The sequence below is a fragment of the Nonomuraea sp. B208 genome, from assembly GCF_057536035.1.
Genome location: NZ_BAAJOU010000023.1, coordinates 349503 through 372372, shown reverse-complemented (window position 1 = coordinate 372372; position 22870 = coordinate 349503). Strand labels below are relative to the sequence as shown.

General features: G+C 72.9%; 24 protein-coding genes. 10 read left to right on the top strand and 14 right to left on the bottom strand.

Annotated features, from left to right (window positions below):
- The 3 genes from pucL to uraD are packed head-to-tail and all read right to left on the bottom strand — an operon-like array spanning position 1 to position 1672.
- Positions 1-861, bottom strand: coding sequence for a factor-independent urate hydroxylase (pucL, locus tag AC27IY_RS25635; protein WP_344214731.1), 861 nt, complete (start codon positions 859-861; stop codon positions 1-3).
- Positions 861-1166: a hydroxyisourate hydrolase gene (gene uraH / locus AC27IY_RS25630; protein WP_344214729.1), complete on the bottom strand. Its 306-nt coding sequence runs from the start codon at positions 1164-1166 to the stop codon at positions 861-863. Before uraH ends, pucL begins: the two co-directional genes overlap by 1 nt.
- On the bottom strand, positions 1163-1672 hold the full coding sequence (gene uraD / locus AC27IY_RS25625; protein ID WP_423452779.1) for a 2-oxo-4-hydroxy-4-carboxy-5-ureidoimidazoline decarboxylase: 510 nt from the start codon (positions 1670-1672) through the stop codon (positions 1163-1165). Before uraD ends, uraH begins: the two co-directional genes overlap by 4 nt.
- Positions 1673-1847: 175 nt before the next feature.
- Between uraD and AC27IY_RS25620 the strand changes: the two genes are divergently transcribed.
- Positions 1848-2690: a deoxyribonuclease IV gene (locus tag AC27IY_RS25620; RefSeq protein WP_487179394.1), complete on the top strand. Its 843-nt coding sequence runs from the start codon at positions 1848-1850 to the stop codon at positions 2688-2690.
- Positions 2691-3240: 550 nt separating this feature from the next.
- Here AC27IY_RS25620 and AC27IY_RS25615 read toward each other — a convergent pair.
- The gene (locus tag AC27IY_RS25615) at positions 3241-3981 is read right to left on the bottom strand and encodes a LytR/AlgR family response regulator transcription factor (protein WP_344214725.1); all 741 of its coding nucleotides are present in this window, start codon (positions 3979-3981) and stop codon (positions 3241-3243) included.
- A 118-nt stretch (positions 3982-4099) separates the two neighbouring features.
- Positions 4100-4696 (bottom strand): molybdopterin-dependent oxidoreductase, encoded by a 597-nt coding sequence (locus tag AC27IY_RS25610; protein WP_364445597.1) that lies wholly within the window; start codon positions 4694-4696, stop codon positions 4100-4102.
- 246 nt (positions 4697-4942) lie between these two features.
- Between AC27IY_RS25610 and aroF the strand changes: the two genes are divergently transcribed.
- Positions 4943-5974, top strand: a complete 1032-nt coding sequence (gene aroF / locus AC27IY_RS25605) for a 3-deoxy-7-phosphoheptulonate synthase (protein WP_423452781.1) — start codon at positions 4943-4945, stop codon at positions 5972-5974.
- A gap of 55 nt (positions 5975-6029) precedes the next feature.
- On the opposite strand, the gene thiI is transcribed toward aroF, so the two are convergent.
- Positions 6030-7229, bottom strand: a complete 1200-nt coding sequence (thiI, locus tag AC27IY_RS25600; protein ID WP_344214719.1) for a tRNA uracil 4-sulfurtransferase ThiI — start codon at positions 7227-7229, stop codon at positions 6030-6032.
- A 187-nt stretch (positions 7230-7416) separates the two neighbouring features.
- Here thiI and AC27IY_RS25595 point away from each other — a divergent pair, with 187 nt between their 5' ends.
- Together AC27IY_RS25595 and AC27IY_RS25590 are read left to right on the top strand one after the other, a co-directional pair.
- Positions 7417-8280 carry an MHYT domain-containing protein gene (locus tag AC27IY_RS25595; protein WP_487179393.1) on the top strand — a complete coding sequence of 288 codons (864 nt, stop codon included), beginning with the start codon at positions 7417-7419 and terminating at the stop codon, positions 8278-8280.
- Between the two features lie 81 nt (positions 8281-8361).
- Positions 8362-9180 carry an MHYT domain-containing protein gene (locus AC27IY_RS25590; RefSeq protein WP_487179392.1) on the top strand — a complete coding sequence of 273 codons (819 nt, stop codon included), beginning with the start codon at positions 8362-8364 and terminating at the stop codon, positions 9178-9180.
- Positions 9181-9316: 136 nt separating this feature from the next.
- Here the strand turns inward: AC27IY_RS25590 and AC27IY_RS25585 are convergent, their stop codons facing one another.
- Together AC27IY_RS25585 and AC27IY_RS25580 are read right to left on the bottom strand one after the other, a co-directional pair.
- Positions 9317-10342 carry a 6-phosphofructokinase gene (locus AC27IY_RS25585; protein ID WP_329580691.1) on the bottom strand — a complete coding sequence of 342 codons (1026 nt, stop codon included), beginning with the start codon at positions 10340-10342 and terminating at the stop codon, positions 9317-9319.
- A gap of 112 nt (positions 10343-10454) precedes the next feature.
- Entirely contained in the window at positions 10455-11405 is a 951-nt protein-coding gene (locus tag AC27IY_RS25580) for a lactonase family protein (protein ID WP_487179391.1), read from the bottom strand.
- 22 nt (positions 11406-11427) lie between these two features.
- Here AC27IY_RS25580 and AC27IY_RS25575 point away from each other — a divergent pair, with 22 nt between their 5' ends.
- Positions 11428-12342, top strand: coding sequence for a bifunctional helix-turn-helix transcriptional regulator/GNAT family N-acetyltransferase (locus tag AC27IY_RS25575; RefSeq protein ID WP_487179390.1), 915 nt, complete (start codon positions 11428-11430; stop codon positions 12340-12342).
- Positions 12343-12358: 16 nt separating this feature from the next.
- Here AC27IY_RS25575 and AC27IY_RS25570 read toward each other — a convergent pair whose 3' ends face one another.
- Together AC27IY_RS25570 and AC27IY_RS25565 are read right to left on the bottom strand one after the other, a co-directional pair.
- The gene (locus tag AC27IY_RS25570; protein ID WP_364445611.1) at positions 12359-13381 is read right to left on the bottom strand and encodes an alkaline phosphatase PhoX; all 1023 of its coding nucleotides are present in this window, start codon (positions 13379-13381) and stop codon (positions 12359-12361) included.
- Positions 13382-13541: 160 nt separating this feature from the next.
- Entirely contained in the window at positions 13542-14009 is a 468-nt protein-coding gene (locus tag AC27IY_RS25565) for a Dps family protein (protein ID WP_364445613.1), read from the bottom strand.
- 128 nt (positions 14010-14137) lie between these two features.
- On the opposite strand from AC27IY_RS25565, the gene AC27IY_RS25560 reads away from it, so the two are divergent.
- From AC27IY_RS25560 to mmuM, 3 genes are all read left to right on the top strand, one after another.
- Positions 14138-14845, top strand: coding sequence for a helix-turn-helix domain-containing protein (locus AC27IY_RS25560; RefSeq protein ID WP_487179389.1), 708 nt, complete (start codon positions 14138-14140; stop codon positions 14843-14845).
- Positions 14842-17268: a VIT domain-containing protein gene (locus tag AC27IY_RS25555; RefSeq protein ID WP_487179388.1), complete on the top strand. Its 2427-nt coding sequence runs from the start codon at positions 14842-14844 to the stop codon at positions 17266-17268. The genes AC27IY_RS25560 and AC27IY_RS25555 overlap by 4 nt, the downstream gene beginning before the upstream one ends.
- A 72-nt stretch (positions 17269-17340) precedes the next feature.
- Positions 17341-18207, top strand: coding sequence for a homocysteine S-methyltransferase (gene mmuM / locus AC27IY_RS25550; RefSeq protein ID WP_487179387.1), 867 nt, complete (start codon positions 17341-17343; stop codon positions 18205-18207).
- 45 nt (positions 18208-18252) lie between these two features.
- Here the strand turns inward: mmuM and AC27IY_RS25545 are convergent, their stop codons facing one another.
- Together AC27IY_RS25545 and AC27IY_RS25540 are read right to left on the bottom strand one after the other, a co-directional pair.
- Positions 18253-18678 (bottom strand): DoxX family protein, encoded by a 426-nt coding sequence (locus AC27IY_RS25545; protein ID WP_487179386.1) that lies wholly within the window; start codon positions 18676-18678, stop codon positions 18253-18255.
- 61 nt (positions 18679-18739) lie between these two features.
- Complete coding sequence (locus tag AC27IY_RS25540) at positions 18740-19450, bottom strand: lysophospholipid acyltransferase family protein (RefSeq protein ID WP_344214697.1); 711 nt, start codon at positions 19448-19450, stop codon at positions 18740-18742.
- A gap of 161 nt (positions 19451-19611) precedes the next feature.
- Here AC27IY_RS25540 and AC27IY_RS25535 point away from each other — a divergent pair, with 161 nt between their 5' ends.
- The gene (locus AC27IY_RS25535) at positions 19612-20370 is read left to right on the top strand and encodes an alpha/beta hydrolase (RefSeq protein WP_344214695.1); all 759 of its coding nucleotides are present in this window, start codon (positions 19612-19614) and stop codon (positions 20368-20370) included.
- A gap of 46 nt (positions 20371-20416) precedes the next feature.
- Positions 20417-20881 carry a hypothetical protein gene (locus AC27IY_RS25530; RefSeq protein ID WP_344214693.1) on the top strand — a complete coding sequence of 155 codons (465 nt, stop codon included), beginning with the start codon at positions 20417-20419 and terminating at the stop codon, positions 20879-20881.
- Positions 20882-20906: 25 nt separating this feature from the next.
- Here AC27IY_RS25530 and AC27IY_RS25525 read toward each other — a convergent pair whose 3' ends face one another.
- Complete coding sequence (locus tag AC27IY_RS25525; protein ID WP_364445627.1) at positions 20907-22037, bottom strand: hypothetical protein; 1131 nt, start codon at positions 22035-22037, stop codon at positions 20907-20909.
- 115 nt (positions 22038-22152) lie between these two features.
- Positions 22153-22860, bottom strand: a complete 708-nt coding sequence (locus AC27IY_RS25520; RefSeq protein WP_344214689.1) for an endonuclease/exonuclease/phosphatase family protein — start codon at positions 22858-22860, stop codon at positions 22153-22155.
- Between the last annotated feature and the right edge of the window lie 10 nt (positions 22861-22870).

Genomic DNA, 22870 nt, shown 5'->3' with positions numbered 1-22870 from the left:
CTACTCCCAGGCGAATCCGGCGTCGGGCGCGTCCTCGCGGAGCACGCCGCCCTCGATGAGCCCGTACGGCCGATCGGCGGCGTGGTAGACCTCGTTGTCGTTGTCCAGGCCGAACGGCGACAGGTCCACCAGGAAGTGGTGCCTGTTGGGCAGGGCGAGCCGCACCTCGCACAGCTCGGGACAGGAGGTCAGGACGCGCTCGCCCATGGCGTACAGGGTCTGCTGGAGCGACAGGCTGTGGGTGCCGGCGAACGCCTCCAGCAGGCAGCCGCGGGCCCGCTCGTACGAGGCCGCGTGGTCGGCGCTCTCCCCGCTGTGCCGCCAGCGGGCCGTGACGGCCGTGGCCAGGATGCGGTCGGTGGTGGGCTGCAGGGTGGTGTACTCGTCCACGGCGAACCCGTGGAACTCCGAGCCGGTGGTGTTGAGCAGCACCAGGTCCTTGAGTCCCGACACCACCGTGGTGCGGCCGTCGCGGTCGTGGTGGACGACGCAGGTGCGCACCTCGCCGCCGTCGCGGACGAACGAGTGCGGGCCGCCGCGGCGCCAGGCGTACTCCTCGATCTCCACCCGCGCGTGATGGACGGCCCGCCCCGCGCCGACGAAGTGCCGGGCCAGCAGCAGCGCGAACTCCTCGATCTCGCCGACGCCGTGCTTCCTGGCGAAGGCGTGCACGGTGTTCTTCTGGCTGTCGGTGGGCAGCACGGCGGCGTTGTCGCCGGTCAGGTGCACGGCCTCCATGTCGCCGGAGAGCGCGGTGGAGACGTTGAGGTCCTTGAGGTGGTGGACGGGGCCCTCGCGGACCACCCGGACGAGCCTGACGCCCGCCTTGCCGTAGCGGTTGGGGCCGAGCTTGACGGTCATCAGCTTCCTCGGTAGGTGGAGTAGGCGTAGGGGCTGAGCAGCAGCGGCACGTGGTGGTGCTGCGCGGGGTCGGTGACGGTGAAGGCGATGACCACCTCGGGATAGAAGGTCTCGGCGAGGTAGCCGCCGGTGTCGAAGACGACGCGGTGCACGCCCGCGCCCGCGGTGTCCCACCCCTTGATCCGGCCGTCGCCGTCGGTGCGGCCCTCGGCCAGGACGCGCCCGCCGGCGTCCTCCAGGCGCACCCGCACCCCGGCGGCCGGCCGCCCGGCGACCGCGTCGAGCACGTGCGTCGAGAAGCTCACTCCCCTCCTCCCATCAGCTTGACCAGCCGCAACCGGGTGATCTTCGCCAGCTCGCCGCGTACGGCCGCGCGCTCGCGCTCCTCGTCGTTGCCCAGCCGCTCGCGCAGCCGCGCCAGCAGCTCGGCCCCGCCGAGGCCGGTGGCGCACACCAGGTAGACGTGCCCGAAGCGGGCCTCGTAGGCCCGGTTGCCCTCGGCGAGCGCGGCGCGCAGGTCGTCGCCGACGCCGGACTGCTCCTGCCGCGACCAGGCCGCCTCCCGGCCCGCGCCGGCCGGCCGCTCCCCGATCCTCGGGTGGGCGGCCAGCGCCTCCAGCACGTCCGGCCAGGCCAGCGCGCCGGCCGCCGCCTCTGCCGCGGCCAGCAGGGCGGCGAGGTCACCGTACGGCCGGCCCGCCGCCACCCGCGCGGCGAAGGCGGTGGAGGCGCAGCAGGCGCGCAGCTCCTCCTCGGCCTGTCCCGCCGGGGCGGCGTTGAACGCGGCGAGCGCGCTGAGCGTTGCGGGCATGTGAGAAGTACACACAGGCCCTTCGTGCCCGGTCCATCCGCGAGAACTCCCAACTCCCGCCCCTGGGGCGGCCCGCTTTTCGTGTCATGCTCCAACACGCTCACTGCCGGCACGGGGGTTCGCGCAGGTGGCGGCGGCTCCGGGCGGCGCGGGGTGCGCCTAAACTGAGGGCATCATGAGCCCAACATCCCTGATCGGCGGACACGTGTCCGTGACCGGCGGCCTGGCGACCGGCGGCCTGAAGTACATGGCCGAGATCGGCGCCGAGATGATCCAGGTGTTCGTCACCAACCCGCGCGGCTGGGCGCTCAACGACGGCAAGCCCGACCAGGACGCCAAGCTGGCCGAGTCGGGGGTCACGGCCTTCATCCACGTGCCCTACCTCGTCAACTTCGGCTCGCCCAACGCCGACACGCTCGCCGGCTCGGTCGGCGTGGTCCGGCACGCGCTGCGGCGCGGCGTCGAGACCGGCGCGAAGGGCGTCGTGGTGCACACGGGCTCGGCGGTGACGCAGCCGCGCGACGACGCCATGCGCCAGCTCCGCGAGCACCTGCTGCCGCTGCTCGACGAGATCCCCGACGGCGGGCCCGACCTGCTGCTCGAACCGATGGCCGGGCAGGGCGCCATGCTGTGCGCGACCGTCCAGGACCTGGAGCCCTACCTGGCGGCGCTGGAGTGGCATCCGCGCGCCTGCGTCTGCCTCGACACCTGCCACGCCTTCGCCGCCGGCCACGACCTGGCCGCGCCGGGCGGGGTGGCCGAGACGTTCGACGCGCTGCACCGCATCGCGCCGGGCCGGCTCAAGCTGATCCACGCCAACGACTCCAAGGACGTGTGCGGGGCGAAGAAGGACCGGCACGAGAACATCGGGGCGGGGCACATCGGCGCGGAGCCGTTCGCGGAGATCATGCGGCATCCGGCGGTGGCGGGCGTGCCCATCTGCATCGAGACGCCCGGCAAGGCGCCCAAGCACGCCGAGGACATCGCCCTGCTGAAGAAACTGCGCGACGCCCACTGAGCCCCGCCCACGGCGGGATCTTGTGACGCTGGGGCGCCCGCGCGCGCGATCCGACCGCCCCCGTGGCCGGATCGCGGGGCCGGCGAACCGGCCTCGGCGGGCGCCCCTTCACGGTCCGGCGTGGCGGGCCCCACCCCCCGGTCAAGGGCCCGGCCGCCGCGGCGGCCAGCGAGGGCCGCCGGTGAGTCCGGCGCATCAGACCTGCGGTGAGCCCCCCGGCTCGTCCCCCCGATGCGCCGGAGTGGCTTCCGATGCCATGACACTACGGATGCGATCTTGGGAGCGAAACCCCGTTGCTGACCAGCGCGTCGAACGGTCCGTAGTCAGCGCTGTACGGAGAGTGGGTTGACGACGAGCGGTCACCCCGGAACGACGAGCGGCCGATCAGGGGCGTGCCCGGTGGCCCGGCGCCCGCGTCCGCCTTCCCGTCCGGCCCGTCCGCCCTGCCGCCCGAGGGCATGTGACCAGGGAAATCATTACCACCGGCGCGGACGGCCCCTGCCCCATGAGCGGCGCCGGGGCGGGAGTGCCCGCACCCCGTTTCACGCCCTTACGAGATCACGCCCCGGTGCTGGCGGACGAGCTGCTCGCGCACCTGGCGGCTGTGCCGGCGGCTCACCGGGAGCTGCTCGCCGCCGACGGTGAGGACCACCCGCCCGCCCTCGAAGCGCAGCTCGCTGACGTGCCGCGCCGACACCAGCGTGCTGCGGTGGATGCGCAGGAACCCGGCCTGCGACCAGCGCCGCTCCAGCGCGGCCAGCGACATGCGGACGAGGTAGCTGCCGTCCACGGTGTGCAGCCGCACGTAGTCGCCCTTGGCCTCGGCGTAGCGCACGGCCTGCTGCGGCACGAACCGGGTGCGCCCGCCCAGCTCGACCGGGATGACGTCGTCCTGGACCGGCACGGGCGCGGGCGCCGCGGCGGCCTCCAGCCGGCGCACGGCCTCCGACAGCCGCTCGGCCCGGACCGGCTTGAGCAGGTAGTCGACCGCCTCCAGCTCGAACGCCTGCACCGCGCACTCCTCGTGAGCGGTGACGAAGACCAGCCGTGGCGGGCTCGGGAAGCCGCCGACCAGCCGGGCCAGGTCGAGCCCGTTGAGCCCCGGCATGCCGATGTCGAGGAACACGGCGTCGAGCCGCTCGCCGCCGCCGATCATCTGGACCATGTCCTGCAGCGCCGTGACGCCGTCGGCCGCGGTCGAGACGTGCTCGATCCGGTCGTCCTGGCGCAGCAGGTAGGCCAGCTCCTCCAGGGCGGGGACCTCGTCGTCCACGGCCAGCACTCTCAGCATGGCGGCCACGCTGCCGCATGAACGCGAAGGTCACAAGCGACACGCCAACGGAGCGTGCTGATTCGGCTACACCCAGGTGACGCCGGGCGCACCCGCCGTGTCCGCTCGAGCACGGGTGTCAGGGAGGCCCTTCGCCGGGTTCTTCCTGGTAGGAGTAGCGCTGCTCGCGCCAGGGGTCGGCGACGTTGTGGTAGCCGCGCTCCTCCCAGAAGCCGCGCCGGTCCTCCAGGAGGTATTCGATGGCGCGCACCCACTTGACGCTCTTCCAGGCGTACAGGTGCGGCACCACGATGCGGACCGGGTGGCCGCGCTCGGCGCTGAGCGGCTTCTCGTCCAGCTCCATCGCGAACAACGTGTCGGGGGCCGCGAAGTCGGACATGCGCAGGTTGGCGCTGTAGCCGTACTCGGCCCAGATCATGACGTGGCTGACGCCCGGGTCGGGCGGGGCGGCCGCCATGAGGGTCGCCGGGGTGACGCCGCGCCACTCGTTGGCCATGAGCGAGAACTTGGTCACGCAGTGGAAGTCGGCCACGCGCGTCACGCGGGGCAGGGACTCGAACTCGCCCCAGGTGAAACGGTGCTCCTCGCCCGAGGCGGTGGCGCCGAACACCTTGAAGTCCCAGGTCTCCGGCTTGAACTGCGGCACTCTGCCGTAGTGGATGACGGGTCGGCCTCGCGGGACGTACTGGCCTGGTGGCAGGCGCGACTCCTCCACGATCTCTCCCCTCACCTGACTCGCGTCTGACGCACATCCTGCCACCGGTCCGCGCGCGGCTCGCGGCCGGGTCTCGTGCGATAGGATGCGGGCCTATGCGCAACGCGTTCCTGTTTTGGTATGGCGACGGACCCGAGTCCGTTCGCCATCTGACGCTGCGCTAGCAGACAGGCGAACGAAAGGCCCCGGGTCCGACAGGACCCGGGGCCTTTCGTGTTTTCCGGGGACGACAAGGAGAGTGTTCAGATGGTGATCGTCATGGGGCCCGAGGCCACGTCCGGCGACGTCGAGGCGATCGTCGGCCTCGTGCAGGCGGCCGGCGTGGAGGCGTTCGTCAGCAAGGGCGTACGGCGCACGATCGTCGGCCTGGTCGGCGACGTGGCCCAGCTCGACGGGGCGAGCCTGCGCGGCATGCCCGGGGTGCGCGACGTGATGCGGATCTCCGCGCCGTACAAACTGGTGAGCCGGGAGAACCATCCCGAACGCTCGACGGTCCATGTGGGCGGCGTGCCGATCGGCCCCGGCACCGTGACGCTCATCGCGGGGCCGTGCGCGGTGGAGACCCACCAGCAGACGCTGGACGCGGCCCGGATGGCGCAGGCGGCCGGGGCGCGGCTGCTGCGCGGCGGGGCGTTCAAGCCGCGCACCTCGCCGTACGCCTTCCAGGGGCTGGGCGAGGCGGGCCTGCGCATCCTGGCGGACGTGCGCGAGGAGACCGGGCTGCCGATCGTGACCGAGGTGGTGGACGCCCGGGACGTGGAGCTGGTGGCCGCGTACGCGGACATGCTGCAGGTCGGCACCCGCAACATGCAGAACTTCGCGCTGCTGCAGGCGGTCGGCGCGGCCGGCCGGCCGGTGATGCTGAAGCGCGGCATGAGCGCCACCATCGAGGAGTGGCTGATGGCCGCCGAGTACGTCGCCCAGCGCGGCAACCTCGACATCGTGCTGTGCGAGCGCGGCATCCGCACCTTCGAGCAGGCGACCCGCAACACGCTCGACATCGCGGCGGTGCCGGTGGCGCAGCGGCTGTCGCACCTGCCGGTGATCGTGGACCCGTCGCACTCGGGCGGCCGGCGCGACCTGGTGCTGCCGCTGACCCGGGCGGCCCTGGCGGTGGGCGCCGACGGCGTGATCATCGACGTGCACCCGCAGCCCGAGCAGGCGCTCTGCGACGGCCCGCAGGCGCTGGTGGAGGACGACCTGGGTGAGCTGGCCCAGGTGATGACGGACCTGCCGCCGCTGCTCGGCAAGTCGGCGGCGGCCGCGCTGGCGCTCTGAGAACCGGGGCGGCGCCGGCGCTCCGAGCGCCGCCCTCGGCCTCAGCCCCCTCGTCTCAGAGGGTGTATTCCTGGATCGAGTCGGCGAGCTGGACGCAGAGCTCCTCGGCGTCCAGCCGCCGCTCGATCTGCTTGAGGTCCTCGATCTTGGCGCGGGTCTCGGCCCGCTTGGGGGCGAGCAGGGAGCAGCAGTCCTCGTCGGGCAGCTCGGAGATCTCCAGCGTGCCGATGCGCCGGGCCTCAGCCATGATCTCGGTCTTGTCCCAGCCGACGAGCGGGCGCAGGATCGGCAGCTCGACCGCGTTGTCCTGGGCGGTGATGTTGGTCAGGGTCTGCGAGGAGACCTGCCCGAGCGCGTCGCCGGTGACCAGCGCGGCCGCCTTGATGCGGTGGGCGACCTCCTCGGCGGTCTTGAGCATGAGCCGCCGCTGCGCGATGACCGCCAGGCGGTCCTGGCCGGAGGTGCGGATCGACTGCTGCGCCTTGCCGAAGGGCACCACCCAGAGCCGCGAGCGGCCCTGGAAGCGGTCGAGCTTGCGCACCAGCGCGTACGCCTTGTAGATCGACTCGGAGGTGGTGAACGGGATGCCGGAGAAGTGCAGGAAGTCGACGTGGAGGCCGCGCCGCATCATGCGGTAGGCGGCCACCGGGGAGTCGATGCCGCCCGACATGAGGGCCAGCGCCCGGCCGCTGCTGCCGACGGGCAGGCCGCCCTGGCCGGGGATGCCGCCGGTGAAGACGAACACCTCGTCCCTGTCGACCTCGATGTGCAGGGTCAGCTCGGGGTTGCGCAGGTCGACGGGGAGGCCGTACTCGTCGTTGATGGCGCCGCCGACCAGGCGGTCGAGCTCGTTGGAGCGCAGGGGGAAGCGCTTGTCGCGGCGGCGCGAGCGGACCGCGAAGCGGGCGCCGCGCTTGGCCTCCTCGCTCTCGCCGACCAGCTCCAGGCCGGCCTTGAGGACGGCCTCGGGGTCCTTGGCGACCCGCCAGGCGCGGTGGATCCAGACCAGTCCGGGAACCTCGGCGACGCGCTGCGCGACGACCTCGGCCTGCTCGACGGTCGTGCCCTCGGGCAGGAAGATCGCGATCACGCCGTGCCGCTTGCGCACGTCGGTCTTGAGGTCGGTGCTGCCCTCCAGCGCGTGCCGGATGTTGGCGATCAGGCGGCGCTCGAACAGCTCGCGGTTCTTGCCCTTCAGGACGATCTCGCCCAGCTTGAGCAGTACGCACGGCTCGCCCAGGGCGGACATCGTCATGGTGGAACCTCCGGGGAGCAGGGATGGGACGGCCTTCATCGCAACGCCGTGACCCATCGAGTTTAGTCCGCGCGCGGCCTGCGCCGTTTCCGACAGGACATTTGACAGATAGTTCAAGTATCCATACGTAAGGGATATCCGGGATGGAAGAATTCGGCGACCCCTAACCTCCGAGGATCTCGGCTCCATGACCTCTGCTGTGAACCACTTCACCCACGGTCCGCTCACGCCGGCGCTCGCGTACGTGATGTCCTGCCTCGGGTCGATGCTGGGACTGCGGCTCACCGCCCAGGCGCACGCCTCGCGCGGCGGCGCGCGGACCCGCTGGCTGCTCGGCGCGGCCGTCTCCATCGGCGGCACCGGCATCTGGGTGATGCACTTCGTCGCGATGATGGGCTTCGCCGTGGACGGCACCAGGATCACCTACGACGTCCCGCTCACCGTGGCGTCGGCGCTCGTGGCGATCGTGGTCGTCGGCACCGGCCTGTTCCTCGTCTCGTACGGCCGGGGCCGGCTCCCCGCGCTGCTCGGCGGCGGCCTGCTCACGGGCCTCGGCGTGGCCTCCATGCACTACCTCGGCATGTACGCCATGAACATGTCCGCCCACGTCTCCTACGACCGCCCCACCGTGGTGCTCTCGGTGGCGATCGCCGTGGTCGCGGCGACGGCGGCGCTCTGGTTCACGCTGCGGGTCAAGAAGCCGGTCTGGATCACCGCCGCCGCCCTCGTCATGGGCCTCGCGGTGGCCGGGATGCACTACACCGGCATGGCCGCCATGCGCGTCACCCTGCACGCGCCCGCCGACGGGCGGCCCACCCCGGCGACGGGGGCCGACGCCCTCGACTTCCTCGTCCCGCTCATGACCGTGATCAGCCTGATCACGCTCACCATGCTGCTCATGGTGCTGCTGTCGCCGTCCCAGGAGGAGCTGCACGAGGACGCCGAGCTCGTGGCCAAGCTGGAGCTGCGCCGGCGTACGGCCCGGCAGGAGCGCCTGGCCCGCCCGCGCCCGCCGATGCCGCAGGAGCCGAGAGTCCCTCACGTCTCATAGGCACAGTTTGGCAACAGGTGGTTGCGCCCTGACGACTCGCTGTGGATACTCCCTTATCTCTGCGTAAGGGACTGGTGAGTCATGTCGCCGATTGACCATTTCTCCTTCGGGCCGCTGACGCCTGTCATGGCGTACCTCATCTCCACCGCCGGCAGCATGCTCGGCCTCATGCTCACCTCGCGGGCGCGGCTCATGGGCGGGCGCGAGGCGAACTACTGGCTGCTCGGCGCCGCGCTCGCCATCGGCGGCACGGGCATCTGGACCATGCACTTCATCGCCATGATGGGCTTCTCCGTGAGCGGCACGGTCATCCGCTACGACGTGCCGCGCACGGCCGCCTCCGCGGTGCTCGCCGTCGTCGTCGTGGGGCTCGGGCTGTTCCTCGCCTCCCACCGCGGTGAGCGGCTGCCCTACCTGCTCGGCGGCGGCCTGCTGACCGGGCTCGGCGTCGCCGGCATGCACTACCTCGGCATGTCCGCCATGAACCTGTCCGCCCACCTCTCCTACGACCCCGTCGTCGTGGCGCTGTCGGTGCTCGTCGCGATCGGGGCGGCCACGGCGGCCCTGTGGTTCACGCTGCGGGTCAGCGGCGCGCTGAAGGTCGGCGCGGCGGCGCTGGTGATGGGCGTGGCGGTCTCCGGCATGCACTACACGGGCATGTTCGCCCTGTCGGTGCACGACCACACGGAGATGGCGACGCCGCCGGGCGCGCGCGGCATCGACTTCCTGCTGCCACTGATCGTCGGCCTCAGCCTGGTGACCGTGGGGCTGCTGCTCGCGCTCATCCTGTCGCCGTCGGAGAAGGAGCTGCGCGGCGAGGCGGAGCTCCGCGAGCGGCTGCGCGGGCTCGGGGAGGAGGGCGTGCCGGAGATCGACCTGTTCGGCACGCCCCGCAGGTGATCTATGAGTGGGGGTACGGCCTGCGACACGTGGTGGGCCGCCGACTCTCCGCGGCGCAAGCCGTACCCTTGAGCGGGTTGTAGCGGAAACCCCGCTGGGCCCAAAGGTACGGCCGGCGCTTGCAGGCGGCTTGCAGCTAGCCGAAGAAGACCTCGGCCTCGGCGTAACGTTCCACCGGCACCGTCTTCAGCTCGGACGTCGCCTCGTCGAGGCCCACCCTCACGATGTCGGTGCCGCGCAGCGCGACCATCTTGCCGTAGTCGCCCTCGTGGGCCGCGTCGATCGCCTGCAGCCCGAACCTGGTGGCGAGCACCCGGTCGTAGGCCGTCGGCGTGCCGCCGCGCTGGATGTGGCCGAGGACCGTGGTGCGGGCCTCCTTGCCGGTGCGCTTCTCGATCTCCTTGGCCAGCGTCTCGCCGATGCCGCCGAGGCGTACGTGCCCGAACGCGTCCAGCTCGCTCGCCTGCAGCGCCATCTGCCCCTCCAGCGGATGGGCGCCCTCGGCGACGACGATGATCGGCGAGTAGCGGGTGCGGAAGCGGGACTCGACGTATTCGCAGACGCGGTCGATGTCGAACGGCTTCTCGGGGATGAGGATGACGTTGGCCCCGCCCGCCATGCCCGCGTGCAGCGCGATCCAGCCCGCGTGGCGGCCCATGACCTCGCAGATGAGCGCCCGGTGGTGGGACTCGGCCGTGGTGTGGAGGCGGTCGATGGCCTCGGTGGCGATGTTGACGGCCGTGTCGAAGCCGAAGGTGTAGTCGGTGCCGGACAGGTCGTTGTCGATGGTCTTGGGCACGCCCACGACGTTGACCTGGCGTTCGTAGAGCTGCCTGGCGACGCCCAGGGTGTCCTCGCCGCCGATGGCGATCAGCGCGTCCACGCCGCCGGCGGCCAGGTTCTCCTTGATGCGGTCGACGCCGCCCTCGATCTTGATGGGGTTGGTCCGGGAGGAGCCCAGGATGGTGCCGCCACGCGGGAGGATGCCGCGGACGGCCTGGATGTCGAGCGGCATGGTGTCGCCCTCCAGGGGGCCGCGCCAGCCGTCGCGGAAGCCCACGAACTCGTGGCCGTAGACGCTCACCCCCTTACGTACGACAGCCCTGATCACGGCGTTGAGCCCGGGGCAGTCGCCCCCTCCTGTGAGCACTCCGATACGCATGGCGGGTTCCTCCCGTTGGGGTTCACGAACCTGACCTCAGTATTCAGCTCGCATTCTGCCCACATCCCCCGCCAGTGGTCTAGACCAAACGCCGAACCCTGTCGGCGGAGAATCAGCCCACCAGCACGCAGGCGGGGCTCTCCGCCGCGTACGACTCCCCCGTGAGCCCGGGCACGCCGTCGGTCAGCGCGAGGACGGTCACCGTGCCCGAGTGCTGGTTGGCGACGTAGAGCCGGTCGCCGTCGATGGCGAAGTGGCGCGGCCACGCGCCGCCGCAGGGCACCTCGGCCACCGGCGCGAGGTCCGCGGCGCTCAGCACGGTGACGGTGTCGGGGCCGCGGTTGGCGACGTAGACGTGGTCGCCGTCGAGCTGGAGGTGGGAGGGGGCGTTGGCGACGCCGGCGACGCGGGAGGCGGGCGCGACGGTGCGCCGGCCGTCCTCCTCGATCATGGTGACGGTGCCGTCGAGCTCGCCCGCGACGTAGAGGCGGCCCCCGGCGAAGGCGAAGTGGCGCGGGCCGGTGCCGGGCTGCAGGGTGAGAGGCTCCAGCGGCGTGCCGTCGGGCAGGTAGCGCCGGATCTCGTCGGTGCCGAGGTCGGAGACGTGCAGGACGCCGTCGTGGAAGACGGCCTCGTGGGCGTGCGGGCCCTCCTGGCGCTCCGGGTCGGGGCCGGAGCCCTCGTGGCGCAGCACGATCGGCTCGCCCTCGAACGCGCCCCGCGCGTCGAGCCGGTAGAGCACGGCCGTGCCGTCGCCGTAGTTGGTGGCGGCGAGCAGCGTGCCGGACGGGTCCACGGCCACGTGGCACGGGCTGGAGCCCTCGCTGGGTCGTTCGTCGAGGGGCGCGAGCCCGTCCTCGCGGACGGCGAAGGCGGTGAGCCAGCCGCGTTCGAGCTCGCCGACGGCGTAGAGCACCGGCAGCGTGGGATGGACGGCGAGGAACGACGGCGCCGCGACCCGGGTGAGCTCACCCTCGCCGCCGAAGCGCCCGTCGCTGTCGCCGCCGAAGGTGAGGATGCCGGGGCCGTAGCCGCCGATGCGCAGGAGCTTCACAGCTCCCATCCAATCATGGTTGACTGTGGCAATGAGTTCGTTGACAGAAGCAAGGGTTTCTGAGGTCCGGGCCTTCAACCGCTTCTACACGCAGCTGATCGGCGTGCTGCGGGCGGGCATGCTGGACTCGCCGTACTCGCTGACCGAGGGGAGGGTGCTGTTCGAGCTGGCCCACGCCGAGCCGATGGAGACCGGGGAGCTGCGCGCGCTGCTCGACCTCGACGCCGGCTACCTCAGCAGGATCCTCACCCGCTTCGACGCCGAGGGGCTGATCCGGCGCGAGCGCTCGGCCTCCGACGCGCGCAAGCAGGTCGTCCGCCTCACCGACAAGGGCTCGGCCACGTACGCCGACCTCGACCGGCGCTCGGCCGAGCAGATCGAGCGGCTGCTGTCCGGGCTGCCGGAGGCCGACCAGGGGCGGCTGGTCGGCGGCATGGCCACGATCAGGTCGCTGCTGTCGGACGGGGAGCCCCGGCCGGAGCCGTACGTGATCAGGCCGCCGCGCACCGGCGATCTCGGCTGGGTCGTCCAGCGGCACGCCGACCTCTACAGCCGCGAGTACGGCTGGGGCACCGCCTTCGAGCAGACCGTCGCCGGCATCGTCGCGGGCCTCGACTTCACCAAGGACGCCGGCTGGATCGCCGAGGCCGGCGGCGAGCGCGTGGGCTGCGTCTTCTACGTGCGCGAGGACGACGGCCAGGCGAAGCTGCGGATCCTGCTGGTCGAGCCGTCCGCGCGCGGCATGGGCATCGGGCGGCGGCTGGTCGAGGAGTGCCTGCGGCACGCCAGGGCCGACGGCCGCCGGCGGATCACGCTGTGGACGCGCGACTGCCTGGTGAGCGCGCGGCGCATCTACGAGGCGGCCGGCTTCCGGCTGACGGCGGAGGAGAAGGGCACGGAGAACGGCGTCGAGGTCAACGAGCAGTGGTGGACGCTCGACCTGTGAGCCTCCCGCCGGGCTCTCAGGCTCGGAAGGGGCCGGCGACCTCGAACGTGCGGCCCTCCGCCCGGCCGCGCCTGGCCGAGAAGTAGAGCCGGTCGCCGCGCGGCGAGAACGCGAGGCCGGTCAGCTCCACCCCGGCCTGCCCCTCCAGCCGCAGGAACGGCGTGACCTCCCGGTCGGGGGCGATCACGTCGATCTGGGTGGTGCGCCGGGCCGCGTAGAGGTCGCCGGAGGGCGCGGCCGTGATGGTGCGCACCCCCTCGCACAGCCGGTCGAGCGCGGCGGTCTGCCCGTCGTAGGCCCACAGGCCGGCGTCGCCCTTGGTGGTGAAGTAGCAGACCCCGCCCGCGTAGTGGCAGGCGTCGCCGCCGTCGAAGCGGCGCGCGTCGGCCACCTGGTGGCGGGTCTCCTGCAGCAGCCCGGCCGGCGACGGCACCACCCGCCACTGCCCGGAGCCGCACAGCACCTCCAGCGTGCCCTCGGTGAGGTCGCCCCAGTCGGAGGGGCTGAAGCGGTAGAAGCAGCCGTCCGGCTCGTCCTCGGTGAGGTAGACCACGCGCCGCTCGGGGTCGCAGGCGGCGGCCTCGTGCCGGAAGCGGCCCATGGCGAGGCGGGGCCGCGCGGCCCGCGCGCCGTAGGGGTCGCACTCGAAGACCCGGCCGCGGTGGCCGAGCTCGCACGACAGCCAGGTGTGCCACGGCGTGGCGCCGCCGGCGCAGTTGAGATCGGTGCCGGACAGGATGCGGTAGGCGTCGCCCACCGTGCCGTCGGCACGGAAGCGCAGCGCCGACGCGCCGCCGAGCAGCGGCAGCTCGGAGTTGGACACGTAGATCCAGCCGTCGCCGTCGGGGAAACAGGCGCCGCCGTCGGGCGCGGCGTGCCAGGTCAGCCCGGCGACCTTGTCGCCGCTGCGGGCCACCACCCGGCCGGTGAACCCCGAGGGCAGCGCGAGACCTTCGGCGTCCGGCAGGCCGAGCGGTCCGTACGGGCTGGTGCCGCCCTGCATGAGCGGGCCCGTGCGGAGGAGAGTCTTGTGGGACATCGTGGGGCCTCCCTCTAGGTGCCACGCTAGTGGACCGCACGGACATGAATGGCAGGGATTCGCGAGTTCAAACTCTGCGCAAACCTCGCCGGGGGCCGGTCGCGCGCGGAGCCCGGGGCCGCTTCCTCGGTCCCCGGGCTCCGGGCATGCCGTGCTCCGCTCAGGTCATCGCCTGGAACATCCAGTGCTGCTTGTCGATCTCCTGGACCGCGGCGATGAGCAGGTCCTGGGTCACCGGGTCGGCCTCTTCGGTCTGCTGGATGCGCTCGTACATGCGCTTGCTGATCCCGCCCAGGCAGTCCGTGATGGTCGCGACGACCTTGCCGTCCTCCAGCCAGCCGCTCTCCAGCTGGGCCAGCTTGGTCGCCTTCGCGACGGTGGCGGCCCGGCCGTCGGGGTTGATCCCGAGGGCGACGGCACGCTCGGCGAGCGTGTCCATGTGCGTCCTCGCGAGTGCGACGACCTGGTCGAGCTGGAGGTGGACCGAGCGGAAGTGGCTGCCCACGAGGTTCCAGTGCGCCTGCTTGCCGACCAGCGACAGGTCGATCAGGTCGATCAGCGCGCCTTGCAGGCACTCGGCGACGGTGTTCCTGGCGTCGTCCGAGAGCGGACCTTTGATCGTGGCCATTGTCGAGATTCCTCCCCGTCCGTCGGTTTTGTTGCTATTTGCCATCAATCGGCAACGTCTGTCCCCCTGCCCAGCTCGGCGGCGGCCTAACATTGACACTGCAATAGTGACAGTGTCATTGTTGAGGTATGAGCGAGACCTGGACCATCGGCGAGCTGGCCGAGCACGCGGCGCGCGCCCTGCGCGACGGCGCCGCGCCGCTCAGCGGGCGGGTCCGCGACGTGCCCGGAGAACGGCTGATCCGGTGGTACACCACCATCGGGCTGCTCGACCCGCCGCTCACCCGGCGCGGCCGCGTCGCCCGGTACGGGCGGCGGCACCTGCTGCAGCTCGTCGCCGTCAAGCGCCTGCAGGCGGCGGGACGCTCGATCGCCGACATCCAGGCGGCGCTCGCGGGGGCGACGGACCACACCCTGGAGGAGACGGCGTCCCTCCCGGCCCATCCCGCGCCCCACCCCCCGGCCCATCCCGCGCCCCACCCCCCGGCCCATCCCGCGCCCCATCCCCCGGCCCATCCCGCGAGCCCTTCCCCGGCCCAGCCTCCGGTCCTTCCCTCGGCCTCTCCCCCGGTCGCCCCCTCTGTTCCTCCGCCCGTCGCGTCCGCCGACGGGACGCCGGGCGGGCGCGGGCGGTTCTGGGCGGAGCGGCCGGCGGCCGGCTCCGGGAGCACGCCCGCGACGGCCGGGGATCCGATGGTCGTGACGGGGGTCAGCTTGGGAGGCGGAGTCCGGCTCGTGTGGGACGGCGGCCGGGTCCCGTCGGAAGAGGACGTCCAGGCGGTCCTGGCGGCGGCGGGCCCGCTGCTCGCGGTGCTGACGGAGAGGAAGCTGACATGAAGATCACTTCGCTGGAGCCCGCCCGGTGCCTGCCGGTGCCGGAGGCCGGGTTCGGCGCCTTGCTGACCGAGCGCGGCAACCTGCCGCTGGAGAGCGTGGACGTCGCGGCGGACATCTCGGGCCTGATCGCCGGGGTCGAGGTCACGCAGGGCTTCCGCAACCCGTACGACGTCACGCTGGAGGCCACCTACGTCTTCCCGCTGCCCGACCGGGCCGCCGTGACCGGCTTCCGCATGGAGGCCGACGACCGCGTCATCGAGGGCGTGCTCAAGGAACGGGCGCAGGCCAGGGCCGACTACGACCGCGCGCTGCGCGAGGGCAGGCGGGCGGCCATCGCCGAGGAGGACCGCCCCGACGTCTTCACCATCCGGGTGGGCAACATCCTGCCCGGCGAGCGCGTCTCGGTGCGGCTGACGCTGAGCCAGCCGCTGCCGTACGAGGACGGCGCGGCCACCTTCCGCTTCCCGCTCGTCGTCGCGCCGCGCTACATCCCCGGCGACCCGATCGACGGCCCGCCCGCGGGCGGCGGCGTCGCGCCCGACACCGGCGCCGTGCCGGACGCCTCCAGGATCACGCCGCCGGTGCTGCTGCCCGGCTTCCCCCACCCGGTGCGCCTGTCGCTCGCCGCGACCGTGGACGCCGCCGGGCTGGAGCTGCGCGAGCTGGCCTCCAGCCTCCACGTCGTGGAGGAGGAGGGCAACACGGTACGGCTGAAGCCCGGCGAGCGGCTGGACCGCGACTTCGTCCTGCGCCTGTCGTTCGAGGCGTCCACGTCGCTCCAGCTCCACAGGGGCGGCGACGGGGAGGCCGGCACGTTCGCGCTCACGGTCGTGCCGCCGCCGCTGCAGGCCACCCGCACGCCGCGCGACCTGGTGCTGCTGCTCGACCGGTCGGGCAGCATGGGCGGCTGGAAGATGGTGGCCGCGCGCCGGGCCGCCGCCCGGATCGTGGACACGCTGACGCCGCAGGACCGCTTCGCGGTGCTGACGTTCGACTCGGTGGTGGAGCGGGCCTTCGAGGGGCTGGCAGAGGCGTCCGACCGCAACCGCTACCGCGCCGTCGAGCACCTGGCCCGCGTGGACGCCCGCGGCGGCACCGAGCTGCTGGAGCCGCTGCGCCAGGCCGTCGCGCTGCTGGGCGGCGGCGAGGCCGGGCGGGAGCGGGTCGTGGTGCTGGTCACCGACGGCCAGGTGGGCAACGAGGACCAGATCCTGGAGCAGGCGGGCGGCGCGCTCTCGGCCATGCGGGTGCACGCGGTCGGCATCGACCGGGCCGTGAACGCCGGCTTCCTCGGCCGCCTGGCCGGGCTCGGCGCGGGCCGGTGCGAGCTGGTCGAGTCGGAGGACCGCCTCGACGCCGCCATGGAGCACATCCACCGCCGCATCGGCGCCCCCCTGGTCACGGACCTGTCGCTCGACGGCCTGGACGCCGAGCCTGACACCGTCACGCACCTCGGCTCGATCTTCCCTGGCGTGCCGCTGCGCGTGTACGGGCGGTGCCGCGAGGGCTCGGCGGTGACCGTGCGCGGCGTGGCCGCGGGCGGGCCGTGGGAGGAGCGGGTCGAGGGCGTGCCGGTGGACGCCCCCGCCCTGCGCGCCGTCTGGGCCCGCGCGCACCTGCGCGAGCTCGAGGACCGGTACGCCATGGGCGAGCACGACCTCGAGTCCCGGATCGTGCGGGTCTCGCTGGACAACGGCGTGTTGTGCCGCTTCACGGCGTACGTGGCCGTGGACACCCGCCAGGTCGCCGACGGCGAGCCCGAGCACCACGTCATCCAGCCGGTCGAGCCGCCGAGCGGGTGGGACTCGCCGGTCCCGCCGGCGGGCGGCACCTTCGCCGCGGCGGCCCTGATGGCCATGCCGCCCTCCGCTCCCCGGATGCGGGCGCCGGAGCCGACGCTGGGGGCGGCCGAGGGCTTCGACGACCTGGACGTCCCCGACTTCCTCACCCCCGGCCCGGCCGCCCCGGGCGGCGGCGGGCCCGGTGTTCCTGGCGGAGGTCCCGGCGGGCCCGGCTTCCCCGGGCGGCCGCCGATGCCGCCGCCGAGGGCGCCCTTCCCGGCCGGTCCGCCCGCGGGCGGCCTGCGCGGGCGGGGCAAGTCGCGGCCCGCGCCGCGCCGTACACAGGGGCTGGAGGCGGTGCGCCCGCAGCTCGCCATCGAGCTGGACCGGCTCAGGGCCCTGCCGGCGCCCGACCTGGCGTACCTGGCCGACCTCGGGACGCGGCTGGCGGCGCTGGCGGCGTACCTGGGCGGGGAGGAGCGGCTGGAGGCGCTGGCGCGCGACCTGGAGGCGGCCGAGCGGCCGGGCGCCGACGCCCGCGCGCTCCACGACCACGCCGTCGCGTCGCTGACCGCCCTGCTCGGCTCCCCGCCCGTCCCGCCGGAGGCCCCGCGCCGGGGCCCCTTCTGGAAACGCTCCTGAGCGGAACGCCGCCGTGAGCACGCGATGCTGGGTTTGCGCCGGAGGTGCCTCCGGCGCAAATACCCTGTACGGGTGACCACACTTGTCCTGGACGGCGGCCTGTCCACCCACCTCGAACGCCTCGGCGCCGACCTCAGCGACGAGCTCTGGTCGGCCCGCCTGCTGCTCGAACGCCCCGAGCTGATCCGCCAGGCGCACGCCGACTACTTCGCGGCGGGCGCCGACGTGGCCACGACGGCCAGCTATCAGGCGACGTTCGAGGGCTTCGCCCGCCACGGCATCGACGCCGCCCGCGCGGAGGCGCTGATCAGGCTGTCGGTGGAGCTGGCCAGGCAGGCCCGCGACGCGGCCGGGCGCGGCCTGGTGGCGGCGTCCGTCGGCCCGTACGGCGCCTTCCTGGCCAACGGCGCCGAGTACACCGGCGACTACGACCTCGACGAGGACGCTCTGTACTCCTGGCACCGCCGCCGGTGGGACGTCCTCGCCTCCGCCGGCGCCGACCTGCTGGCCTGCGAGACCATCCCCTCCTACCCGGAGGCGCGGGCCCTGGCCCGGCTGCTGGAGGACACGCCCCGCGTCCGGGCCTGGGTCAGCTTCTCCTGCCGCGACGGCGAGCGGCTGAACGACGGCACCCCGATCCGTGAGGCCGCGGCGCTGTTCGCGGGCAACGCGCGGGTGGTCGCCGTCGGCGTCAACTGCACGGCCCCCCGCCACATGCCCGCGCTGATCGCGGCTCTCCAGGGCGGCCTGCCGGTCGTGGTCTATCCCAACTCGGGCGAGAGCTGGGACGCCGGTCACCGGCGCTGGCTGGGGCTCGCCGATCCGGTGGAGTTCGGGCAGGCGGCCGCCGAGTGGCAGCGGGCGGGCGCGTCGCTCATCGGCGGCTGCTGCCGTACGACGCCGCAGCACATCGAGCAGATCCGCGCCCACCTCACCTGACCGGCGGGCGCGGCCGTGGAACGGCTCAGAACGGCTCAGAACGGCTCAGGTGATGACGGGCTGGGTGCGGCGGCGGCGGGTCAGCGCGTTGTCGAGGGCGAAGGCGCCGCCGCCGGTGAACCCGACCGCGAGGCTCCCGGCGGCCAGCGCCAGGACGAACTCGTAGCCGCCGTCGCCGGTCAGCCCGTGCGGGCCGTGGACGAAGACGATCGCGCCGATCATGTCGAGGGCGAGCAGCGCGCCCGCGATCGGCAGCGCCGCGCCGAGCACGAGCGCGACGCCGCCCGCCACCTCCAGCGCGGCCACGGCGGGCGCGGCCAGCCCGGGCAGCGGTATGCCGGCGGCGGCGAAGAACTCGGCCGTGCCCGCGATCCCCATGGTCGCGAACTTCTGGTAGCCGTGCACCAGGAAGATCACCCCGAGGGCGATCCTGGCCAGCAGCAGGACGACGGGACGGGCTTGGTCGAGCATGCGGTCTCCTCGGCTCAGGACAGCGCACATCACTCTACGCCACCGAGCCGCTACCGTCAGTTCACTGCTGGGCCGCGCCGGTCGCGCGGGCGGCCCGCTCCATCTCGATGCGGGCGCTGACGGCGTACTTGTCGACGTATTCCTGGCCGGACAGCTCCATCAGGGCGTACATGATCTCGTCGGTGACCGCGCGCAGCACGAGCCGGTCGTCCTCCATGCCGTAGTAGCGGGAGAAGTCGAGCGGCTTGCCGAACCTGACGCCGGGCCGGATGCCGAGCTTGGGCAGCGGCCGTCCCGGCGGCATCATCTCGTACGTGTTGACCATCGCCCACGGGATGACCGGGGCCCGCGACTCCAGCGCCAGCCGGGCGACGCCGGTCTTGCCCTTGTAGAGCCGGCCGTCGGGCGAACGGGTGCCCTCGGGGTAGATGCCGAGGATGTGCCCCTCACGCAGGATGCGCAGGCCGGTGCGGAGCGCCGCCTCGCTGGCCTTGCCGCCGGAGCGGTCGATCGGCACGGTGCCGACGCCGCTGAAGAACAGTCTGGTGAAGAAGCCCTTGATGCCGCGCCCGGTGAAGTAGTCGGACTTGCCGAGCGAGATGACCTTGCGCTTGAGTTGGAGCGGTCCGAAGAAGTGGTCGGCGAACGACAGGTGGTTGCCGGCCAGGATCACCCCGCCCTCTCTGGGCACGTTTTCGACGCCCTCGGCCCACGGCCTGAACACGAGGTGGAGGAACGGCCCCAAGATGGCCTTGACCACCCAGTAGAACACTCCGGCACCTCTTTTCCAGCAAATTTGTCCGTGGGCAGAGTCATCTTCCCATCCCGAGCGCCTTGCAACTACACCAGCTCTCGCACAAACACCCTTGAACGTGCGACGATCGGGCCGTTCCAGGATGAACAGCTGGAATGAAACTGCATGGAGGAGCTGTTATGCCGCTCATGCCAGGCGCGGAGCCCTACCACCACGACGGAGGCCAAGTCGGCGTGCTGCTCTGCCACGGGTTCACCGGCACGCCGCAGTCGCTGCGGCCATGGGCGGAGTTCCTCGCGGCGCACGGGCTCAGCGTCTCGCTGCCCCGCCTGCCCGGCCACGGCACGCGCTGGCAGGAGATGAACCGCACCCATTGGGAAGACTGGTACGCCGAGGTGGAGAAGGCGTTCGAGGACCTCCAGGGGCGCTGCGCCGAGGTGTTCGTGGCGGGGCTGTCGCTCGGCGGCTGCCTGGCGCTGCGGCTCGCCGAGGTGCACGGCCCGGCCGTCAGGGGTGCGGTCGTGGTCAACCCGTCCATCGCCAGCGACGTCCCGCTGCTGCGGCTGGCGCCGCTGCTGAAGTGGTTCGTGCCGTCGGTGCCCGGCGTCGCGAACGACGTCAAGAAGGCCGGCGCGCGCGAGCTGGCCTACGCCCGCACCCCGGTCAAGGCGGCGGCCTCGCTGCCCGGCCTGTGGGCACTGGTGCAGGCCGACCTGGCGAAGGTGACGCAGCCGCTGCTGGTCTACCGCAGCGTGGACGACCACGTGGTGAAGCCTACGAGTGTGGCGATCATCCGCAGGAGGGTCCCGCACGCCACGATCGAGGAGCTTACCGATAGCTATCATGTTGCGACGCTCGACAACGACGCCGACACGATCTTTGCCGGCAGCCTCGACTTCATCCGGACACATGCCTCGGTACCCTTGCAGAGGGACTGATCGCACCCAGGGGGAAGTCGCGATCACTGTGGAGAGGCCCATCTAGGTGACGCCCCAGAGTGACGAGGACGAGGTCTGGCGGCAGATCGTCGCGTCCTTCAACGACACCGCCGAGCGCGACTCGGCCGACCAGCCATGGCCGGACAGCGAGAACGTCCCCGCGGAGCCCACCCGGCGGGTGGTGAAACCCTCGGAGGAGCTCGAAGAGGACCTCGACGAGCCCGAGGACAAGAACGACGAGGGCGAGGACGGCGAGGAGGAGGGGCACTACGTGCCGCCGCCGCCCCCGCCGCTGCCCAAGGTCGACCTGGCGACGAAGGTGGCGTGGGTGGCGCTGTTCGGCGGCCCCGCCTACCTCCTGATCGCCGCCATGGCGAACTGGCACATGGAGGGGTGGGCGCTGTTCACGGCGGTGGCGGCGTTCATCGGCGGGTTCGTGGCGCTGGTGGTGCGCATGGGCGACGGGCCGCCGTCCAACGACTCCGGCTGGGACGACGGCGCGGTGCTCTGACAGCGCGGACCCTCGCGCCGCCGGCTCAGGATCTCGTCCGGGCGGCGGTGGAGGCGGCCGTGGTCTTGGGGGCGAACGACTCCACGACGTCGGTGTAGCGGTCGGAGGTGTCGACCGCGTGCCCGACCGCCCACACCGCGCCCTTGCCCGCGAGGTAGGTGACGGCCTGGAGACGCACGCTGCTGCGGCCCTTGTCGGCGCCGCCCCGGATGATCGAGCACGAGCCCTTCTCGCAGCGCGCCACGAACGGCTCGGCCGCCCGGTCGGGGTCGTAGCCGGTCATCCAGTAGCGGCCCTTGCCGTCGCCGGTCACGCCGTAGAGCCGGGCGCCGGTGACGGGCAGGCTCTGCCGCTTCCAGCGCTTGCCGTTCCAGACGAGCACGAGCGGCGAGATGTCGCCGGGGCCGCTGTAGACGCCGCCGACCGCGACCGCCCGCTTGGCGTTGTCGGTCTGGATGTCGCGGAGGTAGCCGCCGGGGATCGAGGGCAGCGGCATCGGCTTCCACGTGCCGCCCGAGTTGTGGGCGATGAGCGGCTCGGTGCCGGTGTCGCCGACGGCGAAGCCGCCCGCCACCGCGTAGAGCGCGCCCTTGTCCTTGAGCTGCTGCACCGTCCAGGCGCCGTTCTGGCCGGTGAGCACGAGTGCGCGCTTCTCGCGGCTGCCGACCGCCACGACCTTGGCGCCCTTGGCGTCGACGCCGCCGAGCCAGTCGCCCGAGCGCAGCCCCTGCGGGCGGACCCGGTCGAAACCGGTCACGTCGCCGTGCGCGAGGTAGGGCAGCCCGTCGTGGCTGTCGCCCACCGCCCACACGTCGGACGGGCCGGCCGCGGCGAGGCTGCGCAGGTTGCCGGCCGCCGTGGCGTCGCGGATGGCCACCTCGCTCCACTGGGAGCCGTCCCAGTGGCGGATGGTGCCGCGGTTCTTCCACACGTCCCAGATCTGCTGCTGGCCGACCGCCCATACGTCGCCGGACGAGACGGCGAGCACGTCGGACAGCGAGCCGTCGGCCTGCAGGCGCACGCTGGTCGACTGCTGCCACGCCTCGATCGCGGCGGGGCTGCGAGGATCGGCATGCGCGGCGGGCGTGACCTGCGGCAAGGCCACGGACGTCGCCAAGATCAGAAAGAGCGCACGCCGCCGAGAGCGACGGGTCATGAACAAATGCTACGGGCTGGCCGTCGGTCCCCGCCCGCCCGGTGCCTGACTCGGGCGCCCGGATACCCCCGTTTGTCCCCTCATGTACCCTTCGGGGCGCCCCCTGGTGCTGTCCTCAGCCGCCGGGGAGGCACAGCTCGGCCACCACCGGCAGGTGATCGCTGGCGGCCGCGAGGTCGGCCGCGGCGGCGTCCGCTCCCCCGCAGGACACGACCCGCGCCTCGGGCGCGGCGAACACCCCGTCGATGCGCGCCGAGGGCCGCGCGGCCGGGAACGTCAACCCTCCTGACGCGAGAGGGGACGCCGCCGCCTCGTGGCAGTCGGACAGCCGCCCGGCCAGGTAACGCCAGGCCGGCTGGTGCGGCCGCTCGTTGACGTCGCCGCCGAGCACGATCGCCGCCCCGTACGGCGCCGCCGCCCGCTCCATCAGCGCCACCGCCTCGGCCGCGTGGTGCACCCGCGCCGGGTCGTGCAGGTCGAGGTGGAGCGAGCCGACCGCGAGCCGCGCCCCGCCGGCCTCCACCACGGCGATCGCGAGCCCGCGCAGCTCCAGCCCGAGGAAGACGCGCAGCGCGTGGCTGCGTGCCTCCAGCACGCGTACCCGAGGCCCGGTCAGCACGGCGACGCCGCCGAGCCGGCCGGGGGTGGCCAGCCGCATGCCCGCCGCGGCGGCGAGCGCGCGCCGCCTGGCCCGCCACCGGCCGAACCTGGGCGCCTCCTGCACGCACAGCACGTCGGCCCTCAGGCCGGCGATCACGCGCGTGAGCGCGGGCAGGCTGTCGCGCAGCCCGTGCAGGTTGTACGTGCCGATCCGGACCGTCACGGACGGGCCG

Coding starts and splice junctions, on each gene's coding strand:
- pucL (WP_344214731.1), bottom strand. CDS start 861: ATGACCGTCAAGCTCGGCCCCAACCGCTACGGCAAGGCGGGCGTCAGG.
- uraD (WP_423452779.1), bottom strand. CDS start 1,672: ATGCCCGCAACGCTCAGCGCGCTCGCCGCGTTCAACGCCGCCCCGGCG.
- AC27IY_RS25620 (WP_487179394.1), top strand. CDS start 1,848: ATGAGCCCAACATCCCTGATCGGCGGACACGTGTCCGTGACCGGCGGC.
- AC27IY_RS25615 (WP_344214725.1), bottom strand. CDS start 3,981: ATGCTGAGAGTGCTGGCCGTGGACGACGAGGTCCCCGCCCTGGAGGAG.
- aroF (WP_423452781.1), top strand. CDS start 4,943: ATGGTGATCGTCATGGGGCCCGAGGCCACGTCCGGCGACGTCGAGGCG.
- thiI (WP_344214719.1), bottom strand. CDS start 7,229: ATGACGATGTCCGCCCTGGGCGAGCCGTGCGTACTGCTCAAGCTGGGC.
- AC27IY_RS25595 (WP_487179393.1), top strand. CDS start 7,417: ATGACCTCTGCTGTGAACCACTTCACCCACGGTCCGCTCACGCCGGCG.
- AC27IY_RS25590 (WP_487179392.1), top strand. CDS start 8,362: ATGTCGCCGATTGACCATTTCTCCTTCGGGCCGCTGACGCCTGTCATG.
- AC27IY_RS25585 (WP_329580691.1), bottom strand. CDS start 10,342: ATGCGTATCGGAGTGCTCACAGGAGGGGGCGACTGCCCCGGGCTCAAC.
- AC27IY_RS25580 (WP_487179391.1), bottom strand. CDS start 11,405: ATGGGAGCTGTGAAGCTCCTGCGCATCGGCGGCTACGGCCCCGGCATC.
- AC27IY_RS25575 (WP_487179390.1), top strand. CDS start 11,428: ATGAGTTCGTTGACAGAAGCAAGGGTTTCTGAGGTCCGGGCCTTCAAC.
- AC27IY_RS25570 (WP_364445611.1), bottom strand. CDS start 13,381: ATGTCCCACAAGACTCTCCTCCGCACGGGCCCGCTCATGCAGGGCGGC.
- AC27IY_RS25565 (WP_364445613.1), bottom strand. CDS start 14,009: ATGGCCACGATCAAAGGTCCGCTCTCGGACGACGCCAGGAACACCGTC.
- AC27IY_RS25560 (WP_487179389.1), top strand. CDS start 14,138: ATGAGCGAGACCTGGACCATCGGCGAGCTGGCCGAGCACGCGGCGCGC.
- AC27IY_RS25555 (WP_487179388.1), top strand. CDS start 14,842: ATGAAGATCACTTCGCTGGAGCCCGCCCGGTGCCTGCCGGTGCCGGAG.
- AC27IY_RS25545 (WP_487179386.1), bottom strand. CDS start 18,678: ATGCTCGACCAAGCCCGTCCCGTCGTCCTGCTGCTGGCCAGGATCGCC.
- AC27IY_RS25535 (WP_344214695.1), top strand. CDS start 19,612: ATGCCGCTCATGCCAGGCGCGGAGCCCTACCACCACGACGGAGGCCAA.
- AC27IY_RS25525 (WP_364445627.1), bottom strand. CDS start 22,037: ATGACCCGTCGCTCTCGGCGGCGTGCGCTCTTTCTGATCTTGGCGACG.